Source organism: Nonomuraea guangzhouensis, from assembly GCF_019396345.1.
Lineage (GTDB): Bacteria > Actinomycetota > Actinomycetes > Streptosporangiales > Streptosporangiaceae > Nonomuraea > Nonomuraea guangzhouensis.
The window spans coordinates 41,644-59,308 of the sequence record NZ_JAHKRM010000044.1 but is presented as its reverse complement, the minus strand read 5'-3'; the positions used below and the strand labels follow the sequence as shown (position 1 = coordinate 59,308).

Below are 17,665 nucleotides of genomic sequence, written 5' to 3'. Positions count from 1 at the left end.
TTTATGCCTGCCGGGCGACTTTATGCCTGCCGGGCGACGCAGCCCTCGATGTGGTCGTTGACCAGGCCGATGGCTTGCATGAGGGCATAGGCGGTGGTCGGGCCGACGAACTTGAAGCCGCGCTTCTTGAGCTCCTTGGCCAGCGCCTTGGAGGCCGGGGTGATGGCCGGGACGTCGGCCATCGACCTGGGGATCGGGGACTCGGCGTCGGCGTACTCCCAGACCAGGTCGGACAGGCCGCCGGGGAGGTCGAGCGCGGCCTGCGCGTTGTTGATGGTCGCCTCCACCTTGGCGCGGTTACGCACGATGCCGGGGTCGCCCAGGAGCCGGGTCACGTCCTGTTCGGTGTAGGCGGCGACCTTGGGGATGGAGAACTGGTCGAAGGCCGCGCGGAAGTTCTCCCGCTTGCGCAGGATCGTCAGCCACGACAGGCCCGACTGGAAGGCTTCCAGGGCGACCCGCTCGAAGACGCCGTCGTCGCCGCGGACCGGGCGGCCCCATTCCTCGTCGTGGTACGTGATGTAGATCGGGTCCGCCATGCCCGTCCAGGTGCAGCGGATCACTTCCGTCACTTGCGCTCGTCCCCGTCCTCGCCAACCGGGACGTGGACCGGCTCAGCGTCGCGTCCGTCCTCGTCGGCCGCGGCCGCGGCGTCGAAGGCGGCCGTCGCATCGGGGTGAGCCTCCACCCGCACGTCTGCCTCGCCGGGCTCGGCGTCGGGCTGGGCGGGGACCTCGGCGCCCGGTGGCGTGGCGTCGTCTTCCGGCTCTACCGCCGCGCCAGGCTCTACCGCCACGTCCTGCGACCCGTCCGTGTCCTCAGGTCCGTCCGCGTCCTGATGCTCCTCCGCGTACGGCCGGGCGTGTTGGTATTCGGCGGCCGCGTCCCCCTTCTGGGAGAGCTCGAAGGGCGCGGCCGGCGGCTCGTGGTCGGTGCGTAGCTCGCCGCCCGGAGCCGCGTACACCTCCTGGCGGGCGTACAGCCGCCTCGACAGCAGCTCGGAGACCCGCTGTTCGAGCACCGCGATCCTGGTGTCACGCGCACTGATCGCGGTCGCCGCCCTTCGCAGGGTCTCGTCGACGCTCTGCGTGTGATAGCCGACCAGGTTCACCGGCAGCTGCAGCGCCATGAAGTCGACCGCCGTGAGCTGCCCTGGCTCGGGCAGATCGAGAGGCGGGACATCCGGCGGGAACTCGGTCAGCTCCCCGCCCCTTCCGAGGGAGACCAGGACCACGCAGGCCAGAATGGCGAGCGCGGCAATGGCGAGTACGACCAGCACATTGGCATCGTACTCATACGATCGAGGCACGAGTCTCGCACTTGCCGCGCCTGTTACCTCTTGGGACTCCCCACGGCGGGTCAGCCGGTGGACTCCCCGAGCTCCTCGACGCTGGGCCGCACATGCTTGGCCGTGGCCTCTAGGTGCGCGAACGCCTCCTCGACCGTGCTGGTCCAGGAGATGGCGTCGAAGACGTTGGCGCGGGTGAAACCCGCCTCGTACATGTTCTCGACGAGCTGCCGCAGCGGCGTGTACAGACCCCACGGGTCGAGGATCACCAGGGGGCGGTCGTGGATGCCGAGCACGCGGGCCGTCCAGATCTCGAAGAGCTCCTCCAGCGTGCCGATGCCGCCGGGCAGCACGAGGAAGGCGTCGGAGCGCTCGTCCATGATGGCCTTGCGCTCACGCATGCCGGTGGTGACGATCAGCTCGTCCGAGTCGGTGTCGGCGATCTCGATGTCGACCAGGACCTGCGGGATCACGCCGATGGTCCGGCCGCCGGAGGCGCGGGTGGCCGTGGTGACGGCGCCCATGCACGAGACGGTCGCGCCGCCACTCACCAGCGTGTGCCCACGCTGGGCGAGCTCGGCGCCGACCTCTGTGGCGAGTTCGAGGTATTTCTCGTCAATTTTCAGACTTGAGGCGCAAAAGACGCAGATATTCACGCATGTGAGCCTATTGGGGCTCGGCGAGCTGGGCGGCTGCGGCCTCCCGCTCCTCCTGGAGCTGCTTGGACCGCGCGAGGTCCGCGTCCGCGATGATGCGCACGGCCTCGTCCACATCGTCGGTCACGGTGATGAGGTCGAGATCCTGCTCGGCGATCTTGCCGGTGCCGAGCAGCGCGTTCTTGATCCAGTCGAGCATCCCGCCCCAGAACTCCGAGCCCATCAGCACGACGGGGAAGGACGTGACCTTCTGCGTCTGCACCAGGGTGAGCGCCTCGAACAGTTCGTCGAGCGTGCCGAACCCGCCGGGCAGCGCGATGAACCCGCACGAGTATTTGACGAACATCGTCTTGCGCACGAAGAAGTAGCGGAACTCGATGCCGAGGTCCACGTAGTCGTTCATCTTCTGCTCGAAGGGCAGCTCGATGCCGAGCCCCACCGACACGGCGCCGTCGACGTCCGAGGCCCCCCGGTTGGCCGCCTCCATGATCCCGGGGCCGCCACCGGTGATCACCGCGTAGCCGGCGCGGGCCAGCGCCCGGCCGAGCTCGCGGCCCATGCCGTAGTCCGGGGAGTCTTCGCGGGTGCGCGCCGAGCCGAAGACGGTGACCGCCCGGGGCAGCTCGGCCAGCTGCCCGAACCCCTCCACGAACTCCGCCTGGATGCGCAGCACCCGCCACGGGTCCATGTGCACCCAGTCGGCGGGGCCCTGGCGGTCGAGCAGCCGCTGATCATGGGTGGTGCTGGGTGCGAGCCTGCCGCGGACCACAGCCTGTCCCTGACGGCGTTCCGGACGTTTCTGTTTCATGCCGGTCACGCTAGCCCAACGCCCCCCGGACCCGCGCACAACGAGAGCTGACCATCCGCCAAACGGTCTGCGCGGCAAATGCCCTGGTAGATGGCCCGAAGAAGCCGAGTAAAAAATCTTGTAAGAAGCAGGAACCAGATTTCGACTCGCCTGCGTCTAACTGCCGAGGGTGCTGCTCGGGACTGAAAGTGGCTTTCCCCGCCAAATGGCCGGCGAGGAAAGCCACTTTCACTTTGTCAGCCAGTCCAGCAGGGCCCGCTCGCTCTGCACGATCTTCGTGAGCGACACGTACTCTCCCTGCTGATGCGCCAGGTTCGGGTCACCGGGACCGTAGTTCACGGCCGGCACCCCCAGTGTGGAGAAGCGCGCGACATCCGTCCAGCCCAGCTTGGCCCGCGGCGTGCCACCGACCGCGGCGGTGAAGGCCGCCGCCACCGGATGGGTGAGGCCGGGCCGCGCGGCCGGGGCGCCGTCGGTGAACTCGACCTCGAACCCGTCGAACACCTCGCGTACGTGCTCCTGCGCCTCCTCGATCGACAGGTCGGGCGCGAACCGGTAGTTGACCGTGACCACGCACTCGTCCGGGATGACGTTCCCGGCCACGCCGCCGCGCACGCCGACCGCGTTGAGCCCCTCGTGGTAGGCGAGGCCGTCGACCACCGGCTGCCGGGCCTCGTAGGCGTTGAGCCTGGCAAGGACCGGCTCGATGCCGTGGATGGCGTTGACCCCGAACCACGACCTGGCACTGTGCGCGCGCTTGCCGGCCACCGTGATCTCGGCCCGCAGGGTGCCCTGGCAGCCACCCTCGATCACGCCGTCGGTGGGCTCCATGAGCACCGCGAAGTCGGCCGCCAGCCAGTCGGGGTGCTCGCGCGCCACCCTGGTCAGCCCGTTGCGCTCGGCCTCGATCTCCTCGCAGTCGTAGAAGACGTAGGTGACGTCGCGGTTCGGGGCGGGCACGGTCGCGGCCAGCTTGAGCGCGACCGCCACCCCCGCCTTCATGTCGGTGGTGCCGCAGCCGTAGAGCAGGTCGCCCTCGACGCGGCTGGGCAGGTTGGCGGCGACCGGCACCGTGTCGAGGTGCCCGGCGATCAGCACCCGCTCGCCGCGCCCCAGCTCCGTACGCGCGACGAGCGTCTCGCCGGATCTGTCGACCTTGAGGTACGGCAACGCCCCCAGCGCCTGCTCGACCAGGTCGGCCAGCGCCTTCTCGTTCCCGCTCACCGACTCGATGTCCACGATGGCGGCGGTCAGCGTCCGCACGTCCTGTGTCAGGTCCAGCATCAGGTGTTCACTCCGTGTTCGCGCAGCACCTCGTTGAGCGCTGCCTTGTCATGGCGCTGCCCCGGCTCCAGACGCTTGATCACCAGCACGCAGGGCAGCCCGAACGTGCCGCCGGGGAACTCCTTCTGGCGGGTGCCGCCGACGGCGACGCACCAGTCGGGGACGCGGCCGCGGGCCAGCTCCTCGCCGGTCAGCACGTCGATCACCGGGATGGAGGCCGACAGGATCGTGCCCGCCCCGACGACGGCGCCGCGCCCCACCCGGGCGCCTTCCACGAGCATCGCACGGCTGCCGATGAGCGCGTCGTCCTCCACCACCACCGGCACGGCGTTGGGCGGCTCCAGCACGCCGCCGATGCCCACGCCGCCCGACAGATGGACGTTCCGCCCGATCTGGGCGCAGGAGCCGACCGTGGCCCAGGTGTCGACCATGGTCCCTTCGTCGACGTACGCGCCGACGTTCGTGAACGACGGCATCAACACCACGCCAGGCGCCAGGTAGGAGCCCCAGCGCGCGATCGCTCCCGGAACCACTCGCACCCCGTCGAAGGTGGTCTTGAGCGGATGCCGGTCGTGGTGCTGGAAGTCGCCCACCTGCGACCTGGCCATGCCGAGCACCTGGAAGCTGAGCAGGATCGCCCGCTTGGCCCGCTCGTCCACCACCACCTCGCCGTCCGACAACCGGGCGGCCCGCGCCTGCCCCCTGTCGAGCAGGTCGATCGCGCTCACCACCACCTTGCGCGCGTCGAGGTCACGGGGGGACAACTCCCCGCGCCGCTCCCACAGCTCATCCACCGCGGAGTCGATCGGTGACAGACTGCTCACGTGCCTCATGGCCACGGAGCTTATCTGGCCGGGTAGGTTTTTCAGCGTGCGCCTGCGCTTCTCTCGCGGAGTCATCACCATCGTGGTCATAGTTCTTCTCCTCGCGGTGGCAATCTCCGTAGGTCTCTACCAATTGCTGAAAAAGACGCAGCCGCTGGCCGTCCCCGAGGCCAACTGCAGCGTCAAGACCCCCGAAGGAGAGCTGGCTCTCGACATCGAGCAGGCCCAGATATCAGCCACCATCGCGGCCGTCGCGGAGCGCCGCAAGCTGCCCGAACGGGCGGTGGTGATCGCCTACGGGACCGCATTGCAGGAGTCGAAGCTGTCCAATCTCGCCTACGGCGACCGCGACTCCGTCGGCGTGTTCCAGCAGCGCCCGTCGCAGGGGTGGGGCAAGCGCAAGCAGCTCCTCGACCCCGTCTACGCGACCAACAGGTTCTTCGCCGCACTGGTCAAGGTGAAGAACTACCGGAAGATCCCGCTGGCGGACGCCGCCCAGGCCGTCCAGCGCTCGGCGGGCGGCTACGCCTACGCCCAGCACGAGTCGGACGCCAAGCTGCTGGCGTCGGCGTTCACCGGGCGGGTCCCGAAGTCCGTGCACTGCTGGTACCCGCCGCCCAAGGCGAGCACGCCCGCGCCCCAGGCCAAGACCGCCGAGGCGCGGCGCCAGCTCACGCGGGCGCTCGGCAACCCGGCCATCTCGACGCGGAAGCGCGGCTGGCTGGTCGCCGCCTGGTCGGTCGCCTACGCGCAGAAGTACGGCCTGAAGCGCGTCGGGTTCAACGGCGCCACCTGGACCAACGAGTGGCGGGTGGAGGGCTGGCAGTCGGGCGGCAAAGCGTCCGACAGCGCAGTGGACATCTCCTGAGCGGGGCTAAGGCGTGGCCCGGCTGACGATGCTGATCGAGCCGGGTGGCAATGGCCTCGCGTAGCTGGCCGTCCACCTGCTGCCCTGGACCCGCTCGAAGGAGAGCAGCCGCCCGTCGGAGGCGCGGTAGTCGGCGAAGTCGAGCAGGCCCCGCTCGGGGTAGCCGGTGTTGCCTTCCGACCGGAAGGCGGCCGTGCCCCGCTCCAGCGGGTGGAACTCGACGCCCTCCATGATCAGCATGCTCTTGGCCGGGATCATGCCCTCGGTGGGCACCTCGGTCCAGACGAGCACCTCCAGGTGCGACGGCTCGCCCTCGGCCGTGCCCTGGAGCACCTCCACCGACAGCCACTGCGTGCGGCGGGAGCCGTCGCGCAGCCGGTATTCGGTCCACTGCGTGCCCTGCCACGAGACGTACATGGCGCCGAGCACCCGCGCGGGCGATCCGTGCACCTCTATCCGGTCACCAACCTTGATGGTGCGGGGATCGGCGTAGTCGGATCCGGCGTACCCAGGCATGCTCACCGGTGCCGGCAGTGGGGCCTCGACGGACGCGACTTCGACCGGCGGCGCGGTCGTGCGGCCCTTCCGGTCCTGGCGCATGGTCGCCAGGAAGGCACCCAGCAGCAGGAGGACGGTGGCGACGCTCAGCCCGAGTACGACCACGGAGGTCATGCTCATCGATCAGCTCGCTCCACTCGCGGTCTGCCTCAGCAAACGCCGTTATCAACTTATGCGTGCCCTGCTTCGCGGGGGATCCTACTGGAGGCGGCGCACCGCCGCACTGATGCGTTCATCAGTGGCGGTCACGGCGATACGGATATACCGCCCACCAGCCGATCCGTAGAATTCCCCGGGGGCCACCAAAATACCGATTTCGGAGAGTTTACTGACCTGTTCCCAGGAACTTGTCCCATCTGTCGCCCAGAAATACAGGCCCGCGGTCGAGTGCTCGATGCGCCAGCCCGCCTTCTCCAGCACCGGCCGCAGCTCGGCACGCCGCGCGGCATAGCGTTCGCGCTGCTCGTCGGCGTGCGCGTCGTCGCCCAGCGCGGCCGTCATCGCGGCCTGTACGGGAGCCGGCATGAGCATCCCCGCGTGCTTGCGGATCTCCAGGAGCCGCTTGACCAGAGCCTGATCGCCGGTCACGAACCCGGCACGGTAACCGGCCAGGTTGGAACGCTTGGACAGCGAGTGGACCGCGAGCAGCCCTTCGTGGGAGCCCCCGCAGACGTCGGGATGCAGGATGGAGACGGGTCGCTCCTCCCAGCCCAGTTCGATGTAGCACTCGTCGGAGGCGACGACCGTGCCGCGCTCGCGCGCCCAGGCCACCACCTTGCGCAGGTGCTCGACGGGCAGCACCCGGCCCGTGGGATTGCCCGGCGAGTTGACCCAGACGAGGTCCACCTGCTGGGGCCCCAGCGCGAGCAGGCCGTCGGAGGCCGTCGCCGCCGCGCCGGCCAGCCGGGCGCCCACGTCGTAGGTGGGATAGGCCAGCTCGGGGAAGACGACCGTCTTGGCACCCAGGTAGGTGGGCAGCCAGGCGACGAACTCCTTCGAACCGATCAGCGGCAGCACGTCACGCGGATCGACGGTGACCTCGTGCCTGCGGCGCAGCCAGCCGGCCGCGGCCTCGCGCAGCGCCTTCGTCCCGTGGGTGAGCGGGTAGCCGGGGCTGTTGGCGGCCTCGACGAGCGCGCTCTGGACGAGTGACGGCACCGGGTCGACGGGCGTGCCGACCGAGAGGTCGACGATGCCGTCGGGGTGTGCCATCGCACGCGCCTTGTACGGCTCCAGCCGGTCCCAGGGGAAGTCGGGCAGGTTGTTCACGGTTCTCCCGAGGTATCGGTTCTCTAGGTAGCGGTCGGGCGCGCCGTACACCCGGCAGCGGGGCACGCCGATCGGGCGCCCCCACTGCGGGATGCGACCTAGTGTTCCTCGGCCTGGGGCGGCAGCGCGGCGATGAGGGGGTGATCCTTATCGATCTTGCCCACCTTCGAGGCGCCACCTGGCGAGCCCAGGTCCTCGAAGAAGTCGACGTTCGCCTTGTAGTAGTCCTTCCACTGCTCCGGAAGGTCGTCCTCATAGAAAATCGCTTCGACGGGGCACACTGGCTCGCACGCGCCGCAGTCCACGCACTCGTCGGGGTGGATGTAAAGCATGCGCTCGCCCTCGTAGATGCAATCAACGGGGCACTCCTCGATGCACGCCTTGTCCAGGACGTCCACGCAAGGCTGCGCGATGACGTAGGTCACCTCGAGCTCCTTCTTCTCCGCACCATGGCATGACTCTCTGACCGCGGTCTGCTAGCCCTAGTATTGCCGTGCTTGCCAACTGGCCGAAACGGAGGGTGGCAAACTCGTGGCGGCTCGCCTGGTTATCGCGATCACAACCGCGGACATCGGCGCCCGGATCACCACCCGCAGACGAGACCCGGAGGGCTTCCGGGACGCCGTCGGGATCCTCGAATCCTGGGCGGACGGCGTGCTGCGGGTCCGCAAGAGGGACGGCACCCTGGTGGAGATCGCCGAAGAGATGCTGGTGGCGGCCAAGGTCGTTCCGGCCGCGCCTCCTCGACCTGGACGGAAGTAACGGTAAGTATTCGTTCTGTGACCGTACGTACCTGCGCCGCCGCAGCCGTCCTTCTCGCCAGCGCCGGATGCGGCGCGTCGCCGCCTCCGGCCGCCAAGCCGCTTTCGCCGGTGAACGTCAAGGCGACCTCCATGAAACAGGGCTTCACGACCCTGGACCACCTCGTCGAGTCCGCCAAGGGGGAAGGCGAGCTCACCGTGATCGCGCTCCCCCGGGACTGGGTGAACTACGGCGAGATCATCGACACCTTCACCGACAAGTACGACATCAAGGTCAACGAGCTCGAACCCGGCGCCAGCAGCCGCCGCGAGATCGACACGGCCGCCCAGCTCAAACCCGACGTGTTCGACCTCACCCTCGACGTGGCGGTGGCCCAGGCGGGCAAGTTCGCGCCGTACAAGGTGCAGGGCTGGCAGGACCTGCCCGATCACATCAAGGACCCCACCGGCGCCTGGTACGGCGCCTACGGCGGCTACATGTCGATCGGGTACGACCCGCGCAAGGTCCCCGCCCCCGCCTCCTTCGCCGATCTGGCCGCCAAACCCGGCTACCTGGTCGCGCTCGACGGCGATCCGCTGCACTCGGCGGCGGCCTTCGGCGGCGTCATGGCCGCCTCGCTGGTGTCGGGCACACCACAGCCGAAGCGCGGTGTCGAGTTGTTCGCCAAACTCAAGCAGGCGGGCCGGCTCACCGATCCCGCCAAGGCCAACACGATCGTGGACTGGGACCACCTCAACGCCGCCCGTGGCGCCCGCGACGGGGAGGCGTGGAAGGTGACGATCCCGCGCGACGCGCCGCTCGGCGACTACCACGTACAGGCGATCAGCAAGGACGCGCCGCATCCGGCTGCGGCCCGCCTCTGGGAGGAGTTCCTGTTCTCCGACGAGGGCCAGAACCTGCTGCAGAAGGGCTGGGCCCGCCCCGCCCGCGAGGAGGCGATGCTGATGCGGGGCACCCTCGACAAGGAGCAGGCCGCCAAGCTCCCGGTTGCGCCAGGACCGCCGGTATTGCTCACGATTCCGCAGACAGACGCAGCAAAGTCCTATCTGAAGAAGCGATGGACGCAAAGTGTCCGATGAGACCATTGTGACTTGATATGTCGCGGAGACATTCAGCCTCTAAAGTGAACAGACAGCACGGCCGCTGGGGGCCCGATGTCTGACGAATGAGAGCTGATCGTCTTGCGATACGACACACCGAGCTTGGAACGGTGGAGCAGTCGCGCCTACGACGGCAGTTTCGGCTACGTCTCGACGCAGGGCGCGCCTCTGGTGGACCTGCTCGATCCGCGGCCGGGAGAGCGCGTGCTCGACCTCGGCTGCGGCACCGGAGTGCTGACCGCCCAGATCGCCTCGCGGGGCGCCGACGTCCTCGGGATCGACGGCTCATCCGCGATGATCGAGAAGGCCCTCGCCCAGTATCCGGGCGTCGACTTCATCGTGGGCGACGGGCACGACTTCAGCGTGGCGCTGGCCTATGACGCCGTCTTCTCCAACGCCGCGCTGCACTGGATGAGCCGCGACCCCGTCTCCGTCATCGCCAACGTGCACGAGGCGCTCGCGCCCGGTGGCCGGTTCGTGGCCGAGATGGGCGGCGCGGGCAACTGCGCGGAGCTCACCGCCGCCATGCTGACCGCCTGGCGGGAGTACGGCCTGCGCGAGCCCGAGCTGCCCTGGTACTTCCCCACCCCGGCCGAGTACGCCCGGCGACTGGAGCAGGAGGGCTTCGTGGTCCGGCTGCTCGAATACTTCGACCGGCCGACCCCCCTCGCCGAGTGCCCCCAGGGGGCCGCCGACTGGGTACGCATGTTCGCGTCCTCGGTGGTCGAAGGATTGCCGCCGGACATCGTCAAGCCGCTGCTCCAGCGGGTCAACGAGCTCGCCGCGCCCGCTCTGCGCAGGGAGACCGGGTGGATGGCCGACTATGTCCGTCTACGCTTTGCCGCTGTCCGGCGCTGATCCGTAGGGGATGATGCGTAGGGGAGTTTTGCCGGACTATGGTCTGTTCCGTGGGGGCGGATAAGGCTGCACCGCTGACGAAGTTGAGGAGCCTTGCGACGATACGGCGGCGTGAGGGGCTGGTGAACGGAACGGGATGAATTTCTGCCTGAGCGACCTCGTACCACCGTTGAGGTGGAGCGACGCGTCCACGATCACGCTGCTCACCGGGCAGCCGGAGCTTCCGGACGCCTGGTGGCGCAGCCTGCCCATGCCGCGCGTGCTCGCGGCCATCGGCCCCGAGTCGCTCGGGGAGCTGCTCACGGAGATCGCGCTTGAGCACTGGCCGGCCGCCGCCGTGGGCGACGTGCTGCCGGCGCTGCACGTGCTCGACCCGGACGAGGCCGACGAGCCGCAAGTGGCGATCGCGCTCGACCGGGCCGGGTCGTGGACGGGGCTGCTGGCGCTGACCGGCCGGGAGCTGGTGGACCAGCCGTTCATCCAGGCGCGTCCGGTGCTCAACACGCTGTTCTCCGCGGTCCTGGTACGGCTCGCGCCCCAGCTCCACCAACGCCCGGCCCCGTTCGCCGAGCAGCCCCTGTTCGCCGCGGAAGCGCCGTTCGCCGCAGAGGCGCCATTCGCCGCCGAGGCCCCGGTTGCCGAGCAGGCCCCGGTCGCCGCCGAGGCCCAGGCCGCCGAGCAGGCTCCGTTCGCCGGGCAGGGCTCGCCGGTGGAGGCGTCGGCGGCCGGGGAGGCTCCGCCCGCCGAGGACGTGCCGGAGCCTGAGGAGGCGGCGGAGGAGGTTGCCGAGGCCGAGGAGGCCGCGGCGGCCGAGGAGCCGGTGCTGGACGCCGACGCCGAGCCGGTCGTCGAGGAGGCCGCCGAGCCGGAGTCCGAGCCCGTCCTGGACGCCGCCGACGAGCCCGCGCCGGAGCCCGCCGCCGAAGAGGCCGCCGCCTTCGAAGCCGAGGGCGCGGAGTCGGACGCGGCGCCCGAACCGGAGGCCATCGAAGCTGAGGCCGTCGAAGCTGAGCCTGTCGCCGAGGACGCGAAGCCCAGATACGACACACCGGCGGACTTCGAGGCAGCCGAATCCGAAAGCCAGGAGTCCGGGGCCGAGCCGGGGCAGCAGCCGGAGCCGGAGCCGGACGAGCGTGGTGGCCATGAGCTGCCGGAGCTCATCGAGGCCGCGTTCGCCGGTCTGGACGACAAGAGCTGGGCCGTCGCCCAGAACCGGGTCTTCACCGACCAGCCGTCCGCCGTGGACCAGCTCGCCAAGCTGTTCGCCGTGCCGGCCGCCGAGATCTCCGCCACCGAGACCGAGTTCCGGGCCCGCCTCGGCCAGTGGCTGGCCAGCGAGGAGGCCGCCCCGTACCGGGCGCATCTCGACGAACTCCGCCGGACGATAGGCCCGGCCGCCCCCAAGGAGCGGCTGATCGGCGCGGCCGACTGGCACGCCCTGGAGATCCGCGCGCTGGAGGTCCCCGCCTGGCAGTTCGTGCTGGCCACGCTGCCGTCGGAGGCACAGGCCGCGGCGCAGCCCGCCCCGGAGCCGGTCGTGGAGGCCGTCGAGCGGCCCGCGTCCGCGTTCGCCCAGGTGCCGCCGATCCCGTCGCCGCCGCCCGGGACGCCGCAGTTCCAGGCGTTCGCCCCGGCCGTCGTGGCGGGCGAGGGCAACGGGGCGTCGGGCGAGCCCCCCAAGCCGTACCAGCCGCTGAAGGACGTCTCACAGACCAGGCGCTGCTTCCGCCAGCCGGACGGCCGGTGGTGGCTGCGGATCGACGTGACGGCCGAGCAGCTCACCGGAGGCGAGTGCGCGCTGCCCACGGGGTTCGCCACGTACCTGGGCCTGTCGCCCGGGGAGAGCAGAACCGTGCGGAGCGCGGCCGGCGAGCTGACCATGACCTGGCACGGCCGGCCGGTGCTCGAATCCGTCGAACGGCTGCTGGCGGACGTCGGCGCCAAGGAGGGCGGGCACCTGTTCCTCACGCTGTCGGACGAGGGCGTGTTGCGGGCCAGGCACCTGCCGGTGGCCGCGCAGGGGGCCGAGAAGATCACCAAGGCGCTCCGCCTGGTCGGCTACACCGCCCCCGGCGGGACCCGCGACCAGGCCGCCAGGGTGATCGCCACCAGGATCGGGATGACCGGACCTGTCGGACTGCCCGACCTGCTCACCAGGCTCCGCGAACGCGGGGACCGCGATCTGCTGCAACTCCTGGACTGAGCCGTGCCGCGGCTCGCGATCGCCCCTGACTTCCCCAGGGACCTCAGCGCACTGGCACAGCCGGTGCGCAGGGACGCCGTGGTCGCGCTCCGCCGCCTGCTGCTGAACGTCTCCGGCGCGCCGCACCCCGAGCGGGTCAGAGGCGCCAGGGACAACCGCGTCGCGACGCTCCGCCTCACTCCGGGCCACCGGGGCGTGGTGGTGCGTCAGCGGGACGTGTACTGGCTGCGTACCGTGCTCCCCGATCCCGAGGCGTGGTCGTACGCGCAGCGGTACCGGTACGGCATCAACCCGGTGATCGGCGTCATCGAGGAGTGGGACGCCGAGGCCCTCGAACGGGTCGAGCCCGCGTTACGCCGATCGGCGGGCGCCACGGGGCTGTTCGACCCGGTGTGCGACGGCGATCTGCTCGCGCTGGGCATCGACGTGCGCGCCCTGCCGCTGGTGCGGCTCATCACCAACGAGGCCGACGTGGAGGCGCTCGAACCCCTGCTCCCCCCGACCCAGCACATGCCGCTCGCGGTGCTGGCCCGGGGCGGCTCGCTGTCCGAGGCCTGGCGAGAAGTGGACGCGTGCCGCGCCACCGACGAGGCCATCGACCGGATCGACGTGGACGACCTCCACGCGGCGCTGCGGCGCAGCCCGGACCGGGCGGTGTTCGCCGCCGACAAGGTGGAGCTGGAACGGGTGCTGGCGGCGCCGGAATGGTGCGCGTTCCCGCGTCCGGAACAGCACCGGCTGGCCCACGCCACGCGCTACGAGCACCCGGTGCTGCTGATCGGCGGGGCGGGCACCGGCAAGACGATCATCGCGCTGCACCGGGCGGCTCATCTGGCCGCGCACGGGAGCGGCCCGGTGCTGCTGGTGACGTACTCGCAGGGGCTGGGCGACGACCTGTCCGCCCGGCTCGACCAGCTGATCGACGACGGGGTGACGCGCAAGCGGGTCGACGTGGACAACGCCGAGCGGCTGGCCATGCGCATCGTGACCGATGCGGAGGGCCGGCGCCCCGCGCTGGTGGGCCCCGGCGCGCGCACCCTGGCCGAGCTGACCGACGAGGCGCTCCGGCTGCTGTCGAGGAGCACGGGCGACCTGCTCGACGACATCGAGCCGGGGCGCAAGCCGTACCGGCACGTCGTGGTGGACGAGGCGCAGGACATCAGCTCGGCGCAGTGGCGGCTGCTGCGCGCGGTGGCGCCGCGGGCGCACGACGACATGTTCATCGTCGGCGACCCGCACCAGCGGATCACCGACACGCGCGTGACGCTCAGCTCGGTGGGCATCCCGGCCCTGCAGCACACGCTCAAGGTGTCCTACCGGCTGCCGCAGGAGGTGCTGTCGTTCGCGGTCCGGCTGCGCGGCGGCGGGCCCATCGACGGACTGGTCAAGGGCATGTCCCCGCTGTACGGGTTGCGCGCGACGCACAACGGCGAGCGGCCGATCGTCAGGATGTACGACTCATTGGAGGCGGAGCTGGCCGGGCTGGTGGCCACGATCGCCGCCTGGCTGGACGACGGTGTCCCGGCCGGCGAGATCGCCGTCGGCGCGCGTACCACGAAACTGGTCCGTGAGGCACGAAAGGCGCTCGGGCGGGCAGATGTACGGGTGACGGCATTCCAGAATCTGAAAGGGCTGGAGTTCGAGCGGGTCGCGCTCATCGGCGTGGCGGAGGGCGTGGTACCCCAACCGCCGCCCGACGATCCGGGCGCTCGGGCGAGAGCTCTCCAGCGGGAGCGGAGCATGCTGTTCGTGGCTTGCACGCGGGCCCGATCCATGCTCTATATCTCCCATTCCGGAAGAGGTAGCCCCTTTCTGTCGCTCTGATCACATAGTCTGAACTGCGGATATCTTCCCTTTGCCGGTTGGACCCCAATGAACCTCAGCCTGAGCGACCTAGCGCCACCGCTGCGCTGGACTTCTCCTGTGCAGATCGCGCCGATCTTGGAGGAGTCCCAGCTGCCCGAGGCGTGGTGGCAGGCGATCCCTCTTGACCGCGCATGCGCCGTGATCACCACGCAGACCGTGGCCGGCCATCTCGCCGATCTCGCCGTGACCTGCTGGGGTCACCTGCTGGTCGGCGACATCCTGCCGCTGCTGCGCTTCTCCGACCCGGCCGAAGCCGAGCGGACCCCGGAGATGCTCGGCAAGGACGTGGTGCAGAAGCTGTTCGGCGGCGTGTTCGAGCGGCTGCTCGAACCTCCGTCCGAAACGCTCCCCGCGCCCGCCGCGCGACCGGACAAGCCATTGCCCGAATTGATCGACGGCCTGTTCGCGGCGCTGGACGAGCGGCAGCGGGCGATCGCCCGTGACCGGCTCTACGCCTCGCAGCGGGCCACGCTCGACGAACTGGCGCAGCGCTTCTCGGTCACGCGGGAGCGGATCCGGCAGATCGAGCGCGATCTGCGCGACCATGTGGAAGCCTGGCTGGGCGGTCCGGAGGCGGTCGCGCTCGTCGCGCACGTCACCTGGCTGCGCGGCCGGTTGGGCTCGGCCGTACCCGCCGACGATCTGGCCGCGGCGGTGCCGTGGCACCGCGGCGAGCTGCGGACGCTGGGCATCCCCGCCTGGCGGTTCGTACGCACGCTGCTGACCGGCTACGAGCAGGCCGACGACTGGCTGATCGCGGGCGGCGCGGAGGAGCTGAGGGAGAAGACGCGCCAGCTGTTCACCGACGGGCCGCGGCCGCTCGCCGAGGCTGTCGGCATGGTCACGCAGCTCGGCATCCGCGAGGACGTGGCCGAGCGGTGGATCCTGGCCGTGCCGCAGTTGCGCGTGCTGGACCAGCACGTGGTGCCGTGGCCGCGCAGCATCAACGAGAAGGCGGAGGCGGTCCTGGCGGTGGCCGAGCGGCCGTTGACGCCGGAGGAGATCCAGGAGCGCATCGGCGAGGACTACAGCCTGGTCGGCATCCGCAACCAGCTGACCGCCGACGAGCGGTTCCGCCGCGTGGACCGGAACAAGTACGGGCTGACCAGATGGGGCGGCGACGAGTACCTGGGGATCAGGGAGATGATCGCCAGGGAGATCGAACGGGCCGGCGGCGAGGCGTCGGTCAGCACGATCGTCACGAGCCTCACCTCCCGCTACGACGTCAGCGAGAGCTCGGTGCGCGCCTACTCGGGCGGTCCCGGGTTCGAGCGGACGCAGCGGGGCTGGATCCGGGTGGCGGGCACCTCGCCGACCGGGGAGGCCGAGCCGTACCAGCCGCGCAAGGACGTGTCGGAGACCCGGCGCAGCTTCCGCAGCCGCGACGGCCGGTGGTGGCACCGCGTCGACGTCAACGCCGAGCACCTGCGCGGGTCGGGGTCGCCGCTGCCGACGGGCTTCGCGGCCTACCTGGGGATGGCGCCCGGCGGGCAGCTCACGGCCTCGACGCCGTCCGGAGACGTGGTGGTCAGCTGGCACAACCAGCCGACGATGGGGTCGATCAGGAACGTGCTGGCCGACTTCAAGGCCGGCGAGGGCGACCACGTCTTCCTCACCGTGTCCGACGGGGGCGAGCTGCTGACCCGCTACCTGCCCGCGGCCGCGCCGGGGATGCCGCCGCTGAACCGGGCGCTGTACCTGATCGGGTACACCGCGCCGGTCACTTCGGAGATCGAGGGGCTGCGGTTGATCGGGGCGCGCATCGGGCTGCCGGACACGGCGATCCGCGAAGAGGTGCTGGCGCGGCTGCGGGAGCGCGGCGACCGGGACATCATCGGCTTCCTGGGCGGCTGACCGTTTCCTTTTTCGGGCTTCCCGGAGTCCGGGGGCTAGGCTCGGGGGATGTTGCGGATCTACGACACGCGCGCCAGGCAGGTCGAGGAGATCGCCCCCGCCCGCGCGATGCGCATGTACTCCTGCGGGCCGACGGTCTATCGTCACGCGCACGTCGGCAACCTGCGCTCACAGCTCCTGTCCGACCTGATCCGGCGGGTGCTGGAGCGGCAGCGGGTCCGCATGGTGGTCTGCCAGAACATCACCGACGTGGGCCACCTGGCCGACGACACGGATTCCGGCGAGTCCGGCGAGTCCGGCGAGGACAAGGTGCTCATGGGGGCGCGGGCCGAGGGGCGCTCGGCGCGGGACCTGGCCCGCTACTACGAGGACTCCTTCAAGCGGGACACCGCCGCCCTGAACCTGCGCCCGCCGGAGCACATGCCCCGCGCGAGCGAGTCGATCGAGCTGATGATCGAGCTGATCGCCAAGCTGATCGAGCGGGGACACGCGTACGCGCTGCCGGACGGGGCGGTCTACTTCGACGCCCCCTCTTTCCCAACTTATGGCGAAGTTTCCGGCAACAGGCTCGATGCCCTTCGCCCCGACACCATCGACCCCCGCAAGCGCTTCCACGCCGACTGGGCCCTCTGGAAGCCCTCCGACGGCGAACTGTCCTGGGACGCCCCCTGGGGCCGCGGCTTCCCCGGCTGGCACATCGAGTGCTCGGCCATGTCGCTGCACCACCTCGGCGACCGCATCGACCTCCACACCGCCGGCATCGACCTGCGCTTCCCCCACCACGAGGACGAACGAGCCCAGTCCGACGCGGCGGTCGGCCACGAGGTGGTGCGCCACTGGGTGCATGGGGAGCACCTGCTGTTCGACGGGCGGAAGATGGCCAAGTCCACGGGGAACGTGGTCCTGCTGTCGGACGTGACCGAGGCGGGCCTCGATCCGCTGGCCGTACGGCTGGCGTTCCTGGAACATCGCTACCGGCAGCAGCTCAACCTCACCTGGGACACCCTGCGCGCCGCCGACAGGACCGTACGGCGGTGGCGGGCCCGGGTGGCGGAGTGGTCGGAGTCGCCCAGCGCGCCGATGGCGGCCGAGCACGTACGGCGGGTGGAGTCGGCCTTCGACGACGACCTCGACACGCCGGCCGCGCTACGGGTGCTGCGCGAACTGGAGCGGGACGAGTCGGTGGCGCCGGGGGCGAAGTTCGAGTCGTTCCTGCATCTGGATCAGGTGCTGGGACTGGACCTGGCCATCGAGATCGGGCGGCCTCGGGAGACGGTGCTGCCGCCGGGGGCGGCGGAGTTGCTGTCCGAGCGGGAGCGGGCTCGCGAGGCCGGGGACTGGGCGGAGTCGGATCGGCTGCGCGATTCACTCGCCACCATGGGGGTCCGGGTGTCCGACTCGCCTTTCGGGCAGGTCTGGGAGTAAACGCTTTCTTTTCCCCGTCGGCGACCGTCTCCTGGCGTGCTG

17 protein-coding genes are annotated in these 17,665 nt (G+C 70.4%); 8 read left to right on the top strand and 9 right to left on the bottom strand.

The features are described from left to right. Positions 1 to 20: 20 nt before the first annotated feature. From KME78_RS55515 to KME78_RS55490, 6 genes are all read right to left on the bottom strand, one after another. A complete protein-coding gene (locus tag KME78_RS55515; RefSeq protein ID WP_219538139.1) occupies positions 21 to 572 on the bottom strand; it encodes a DNA-3-methyladenine glycosylase I in 552 nt (183 codons plus the stop codon). Then, on the bottom strand, positions 569 to 1,279 hold the full coding sequence (locus KME78_RS55510) for a hypothetical protein (RefSeq protein ID WP_219538138.1): 711 nt from the start codon (positions 1,277 to 1,279) through the stop codon (positions 569 to 571). Before KME78_RS55510 ends, KME78_RS55515 begins: the two co-directional genes overlap by 4 nt. An 80-nt stretch (positions 1,280 to 1,359) precedes the next feature. After that, positions 1,360 to 1,944 (bottom strand): LOG family protein, encoded by a 585-nt coding sequence (locus tag KME78_RS55505; RefSeq protein WP_219538137.1) that lies wholly within the window; start codon positions 1,942 to 1,944, stop codon positions 1,360 to 1,362. A 10-nt stretch (positions 1,945 to 1,954) separates the two neighbouring features. Continuing rightward, a complete protein-coding gene (locus tag KME78_RS55500) occupies positions 1,955 to 2,752 on the bottom strand; it encodes an LOG family protein (RefSeq protein ID WP_219538136.1) in 798 nt (265 codons plus the stop codon). A gap of 228 nt (positions 2,753 to 2,980) precedes the next feature. Next, positions 2,981 to 4,036: a succinyl-diaminopimelate desuccinylase gene (gene dapE / locus KME78_RS55495; protein ID WP_219538135.1), complete on the bottom strand. Its 1,056-nt coding sequence runs from the start codon at positions 4,034 to 4,036 to the stop codon at positions 2,981 to 2,983. Then, positions 4,036 to 4,869: a 2,3,4,5-tetrahydropyridine-2,6-dicarboxylate N-succinyltransferase gene (locus tag KME78_RS55490; protein ID WP_219538134.1), complete on the bottom strand. Its 834-nt coding sequence runs from the start codon at positions 4,867 to 4,869 to the stop codon at positions 4,036 to 4,038. The genes dapE and KME78_RS55490 overlap by 1 nt, the downstream gene beginning before the upstream one ends. A 97-nt stretch (positions 4,870 to 4,966) precedes the next feature. Here KME78_RS55490 and KME78_RS55485 point away from each other — a divergent pair, with 97 nt between their 5' ends. Then, the gene (locus tag KME78_RS55485) at positions 4,967 to 5,728 is read left to right on the top strand and encodes a hypothetical protein (RefSeq protein ID WP_308127508.1); all 762 of its coding nucleotides are present in this window, start codon (positions 4,967 to 4,969) and stop codon (positions 5,726 to 5,728) included. Positions 5,729 to 5,734: 6 nt separating this feature from the next. Here KME78_RS55485 and KME78_RS55480 read toward each other — a convergent pair whose 3' ends face one another. The 3 genes from KME78_RS55480 to fdxA all read right to left on the bottom strand — a co-directional run bounded on the left by KME78_RS55480 (position 5,735) and on the right by fdxA (position 7,980). Beyond that, positions 5,735 to 6,406 carry a DUF4178 domain-containing protein gene (locus KME78_RS55480; protein ID WP_246654574.1) on the bottom strand — a complete coding sequence of 224 codons (672 nt, stop codon included), beginning with the start codon at positions 6,404 to 6,406 and terminating at the stop codon, positions 5,735 to 5,737. 78 nt (positions 6,407 to 6,484) lie between these two features. Continuing rightward, on the bottom strand, positions 6,485 to 7,555 hold the full coding sequence (gene dapC / locus KME78_RS55475; RefSeq protein WP_219538133.1) for a succinyldiaminopimelate transaminase: 1,071 nt from the start codon (positions 7,553 to 7,555) through the stop codon (positions 6,485 to 6,487). Between the two features lie 98 nt (positions 7,556 to 7,653). Then, positions 7,654 to 7,980 carry a ferredoxin gene (gene fdxA / locus KME78_RS55470; protein ID WP_214639743.1) on the bottom strand — a complete coding sequence of 109 codons (327 nt, stop codon included), beginning with the start codon at positions 7,978 to 7,980 and terminating at the stop codon, positions 7,654 to 7,656. A gap of 106 nt (positions 7,981 to 8,086) precedes the next feature. Here fdxA and KME78_RS55465 point away from each other — a divergent pair, with 106 nt between their 5' ends. From KME78_RS55465 to cysS, 7 genes are all read left to right on the top strand, one after another. Next, entirely contained in the window at positions 8,087 to 8,317 is a 231-nt protein-coding gene (locus tag KME78_RS55465) for a putative acetyltransferase (protein WP_219538132.1), read from the top strand. A 17-nt stretch (positions 8,318 to 8,334) separates the two neighbouring features. After that, positions 8,335 to 9,396, top strand: coding sequence for an ABC transporter substrate-binding protein (locus KME78_RS55460; RefSeq protein ID WP_308127507.1), 1,062 nt, complete (start codon positions 8,335 to 8,337; stop codon positions 9,394 to 9,396). A gap of 102 nt (positions 9,397 to 9,498) precedes the next feature. After that, positions 9,499 to 10,275, top strand: a complete 777-nt coding sequence (locus KME78_RS55455) for a class I SAM-dependent methyltransferase (RefSeq protein WP_219538131.1) — start codon at positions 9,499 to 9,501, stop codon at positions 10,273 to 10,275. Between the two features lie 136 nt (positions 10,276 to 10,411). Further along, complete coding sequence (locus tag KME78_RS55450; RefSeq protein WP_219538130.1) at positions 10,412 to 12,478, top strand: hypothetical protein; 2,067 nt, start codon at positions 10,412 to 10,414, stop codon at positions 12,476 to 12,478. Between the two features lie 3 nt (positions 12,479 to 12,481). Continuing rightward, entirely contained in the window at positions 12,482 to 14,302 is a 1,821-nt protein-coding gene (locus KME78_RS55445; protein WP_219538129.1) for a UvrD-helicase domain-containing protein, read from the top strand. A 48-nt stretch (positions 14,303 to 14,350) separates the two neighbouring features. Then, complete coding sequence (locus KME78_RS55440; protein ID WP_219538128.1) at positions 14,351 to 16,198, top strand: sigma factor-like helix-turn-helix DNA-binding protein; 1,848 nt, start codon at positions 14,351 to 14,353, stop codon at positions 16,196 to 16,198. Positions 16,199 to 16,246: 48 nt separating this feature from the next. After that, a complete protein-coding gene (gene cysS, locus KME78_RS55435) occupies positions 16,247 to 17,623 on the top strand; it encodes a cysteine--tRNA ligase (protein ID WP_219538127.1) in 1,377 nt (458 codons plus the stop codon). Positions 17,624 to 17,665 lie beyond the last annotated feature (42 nt).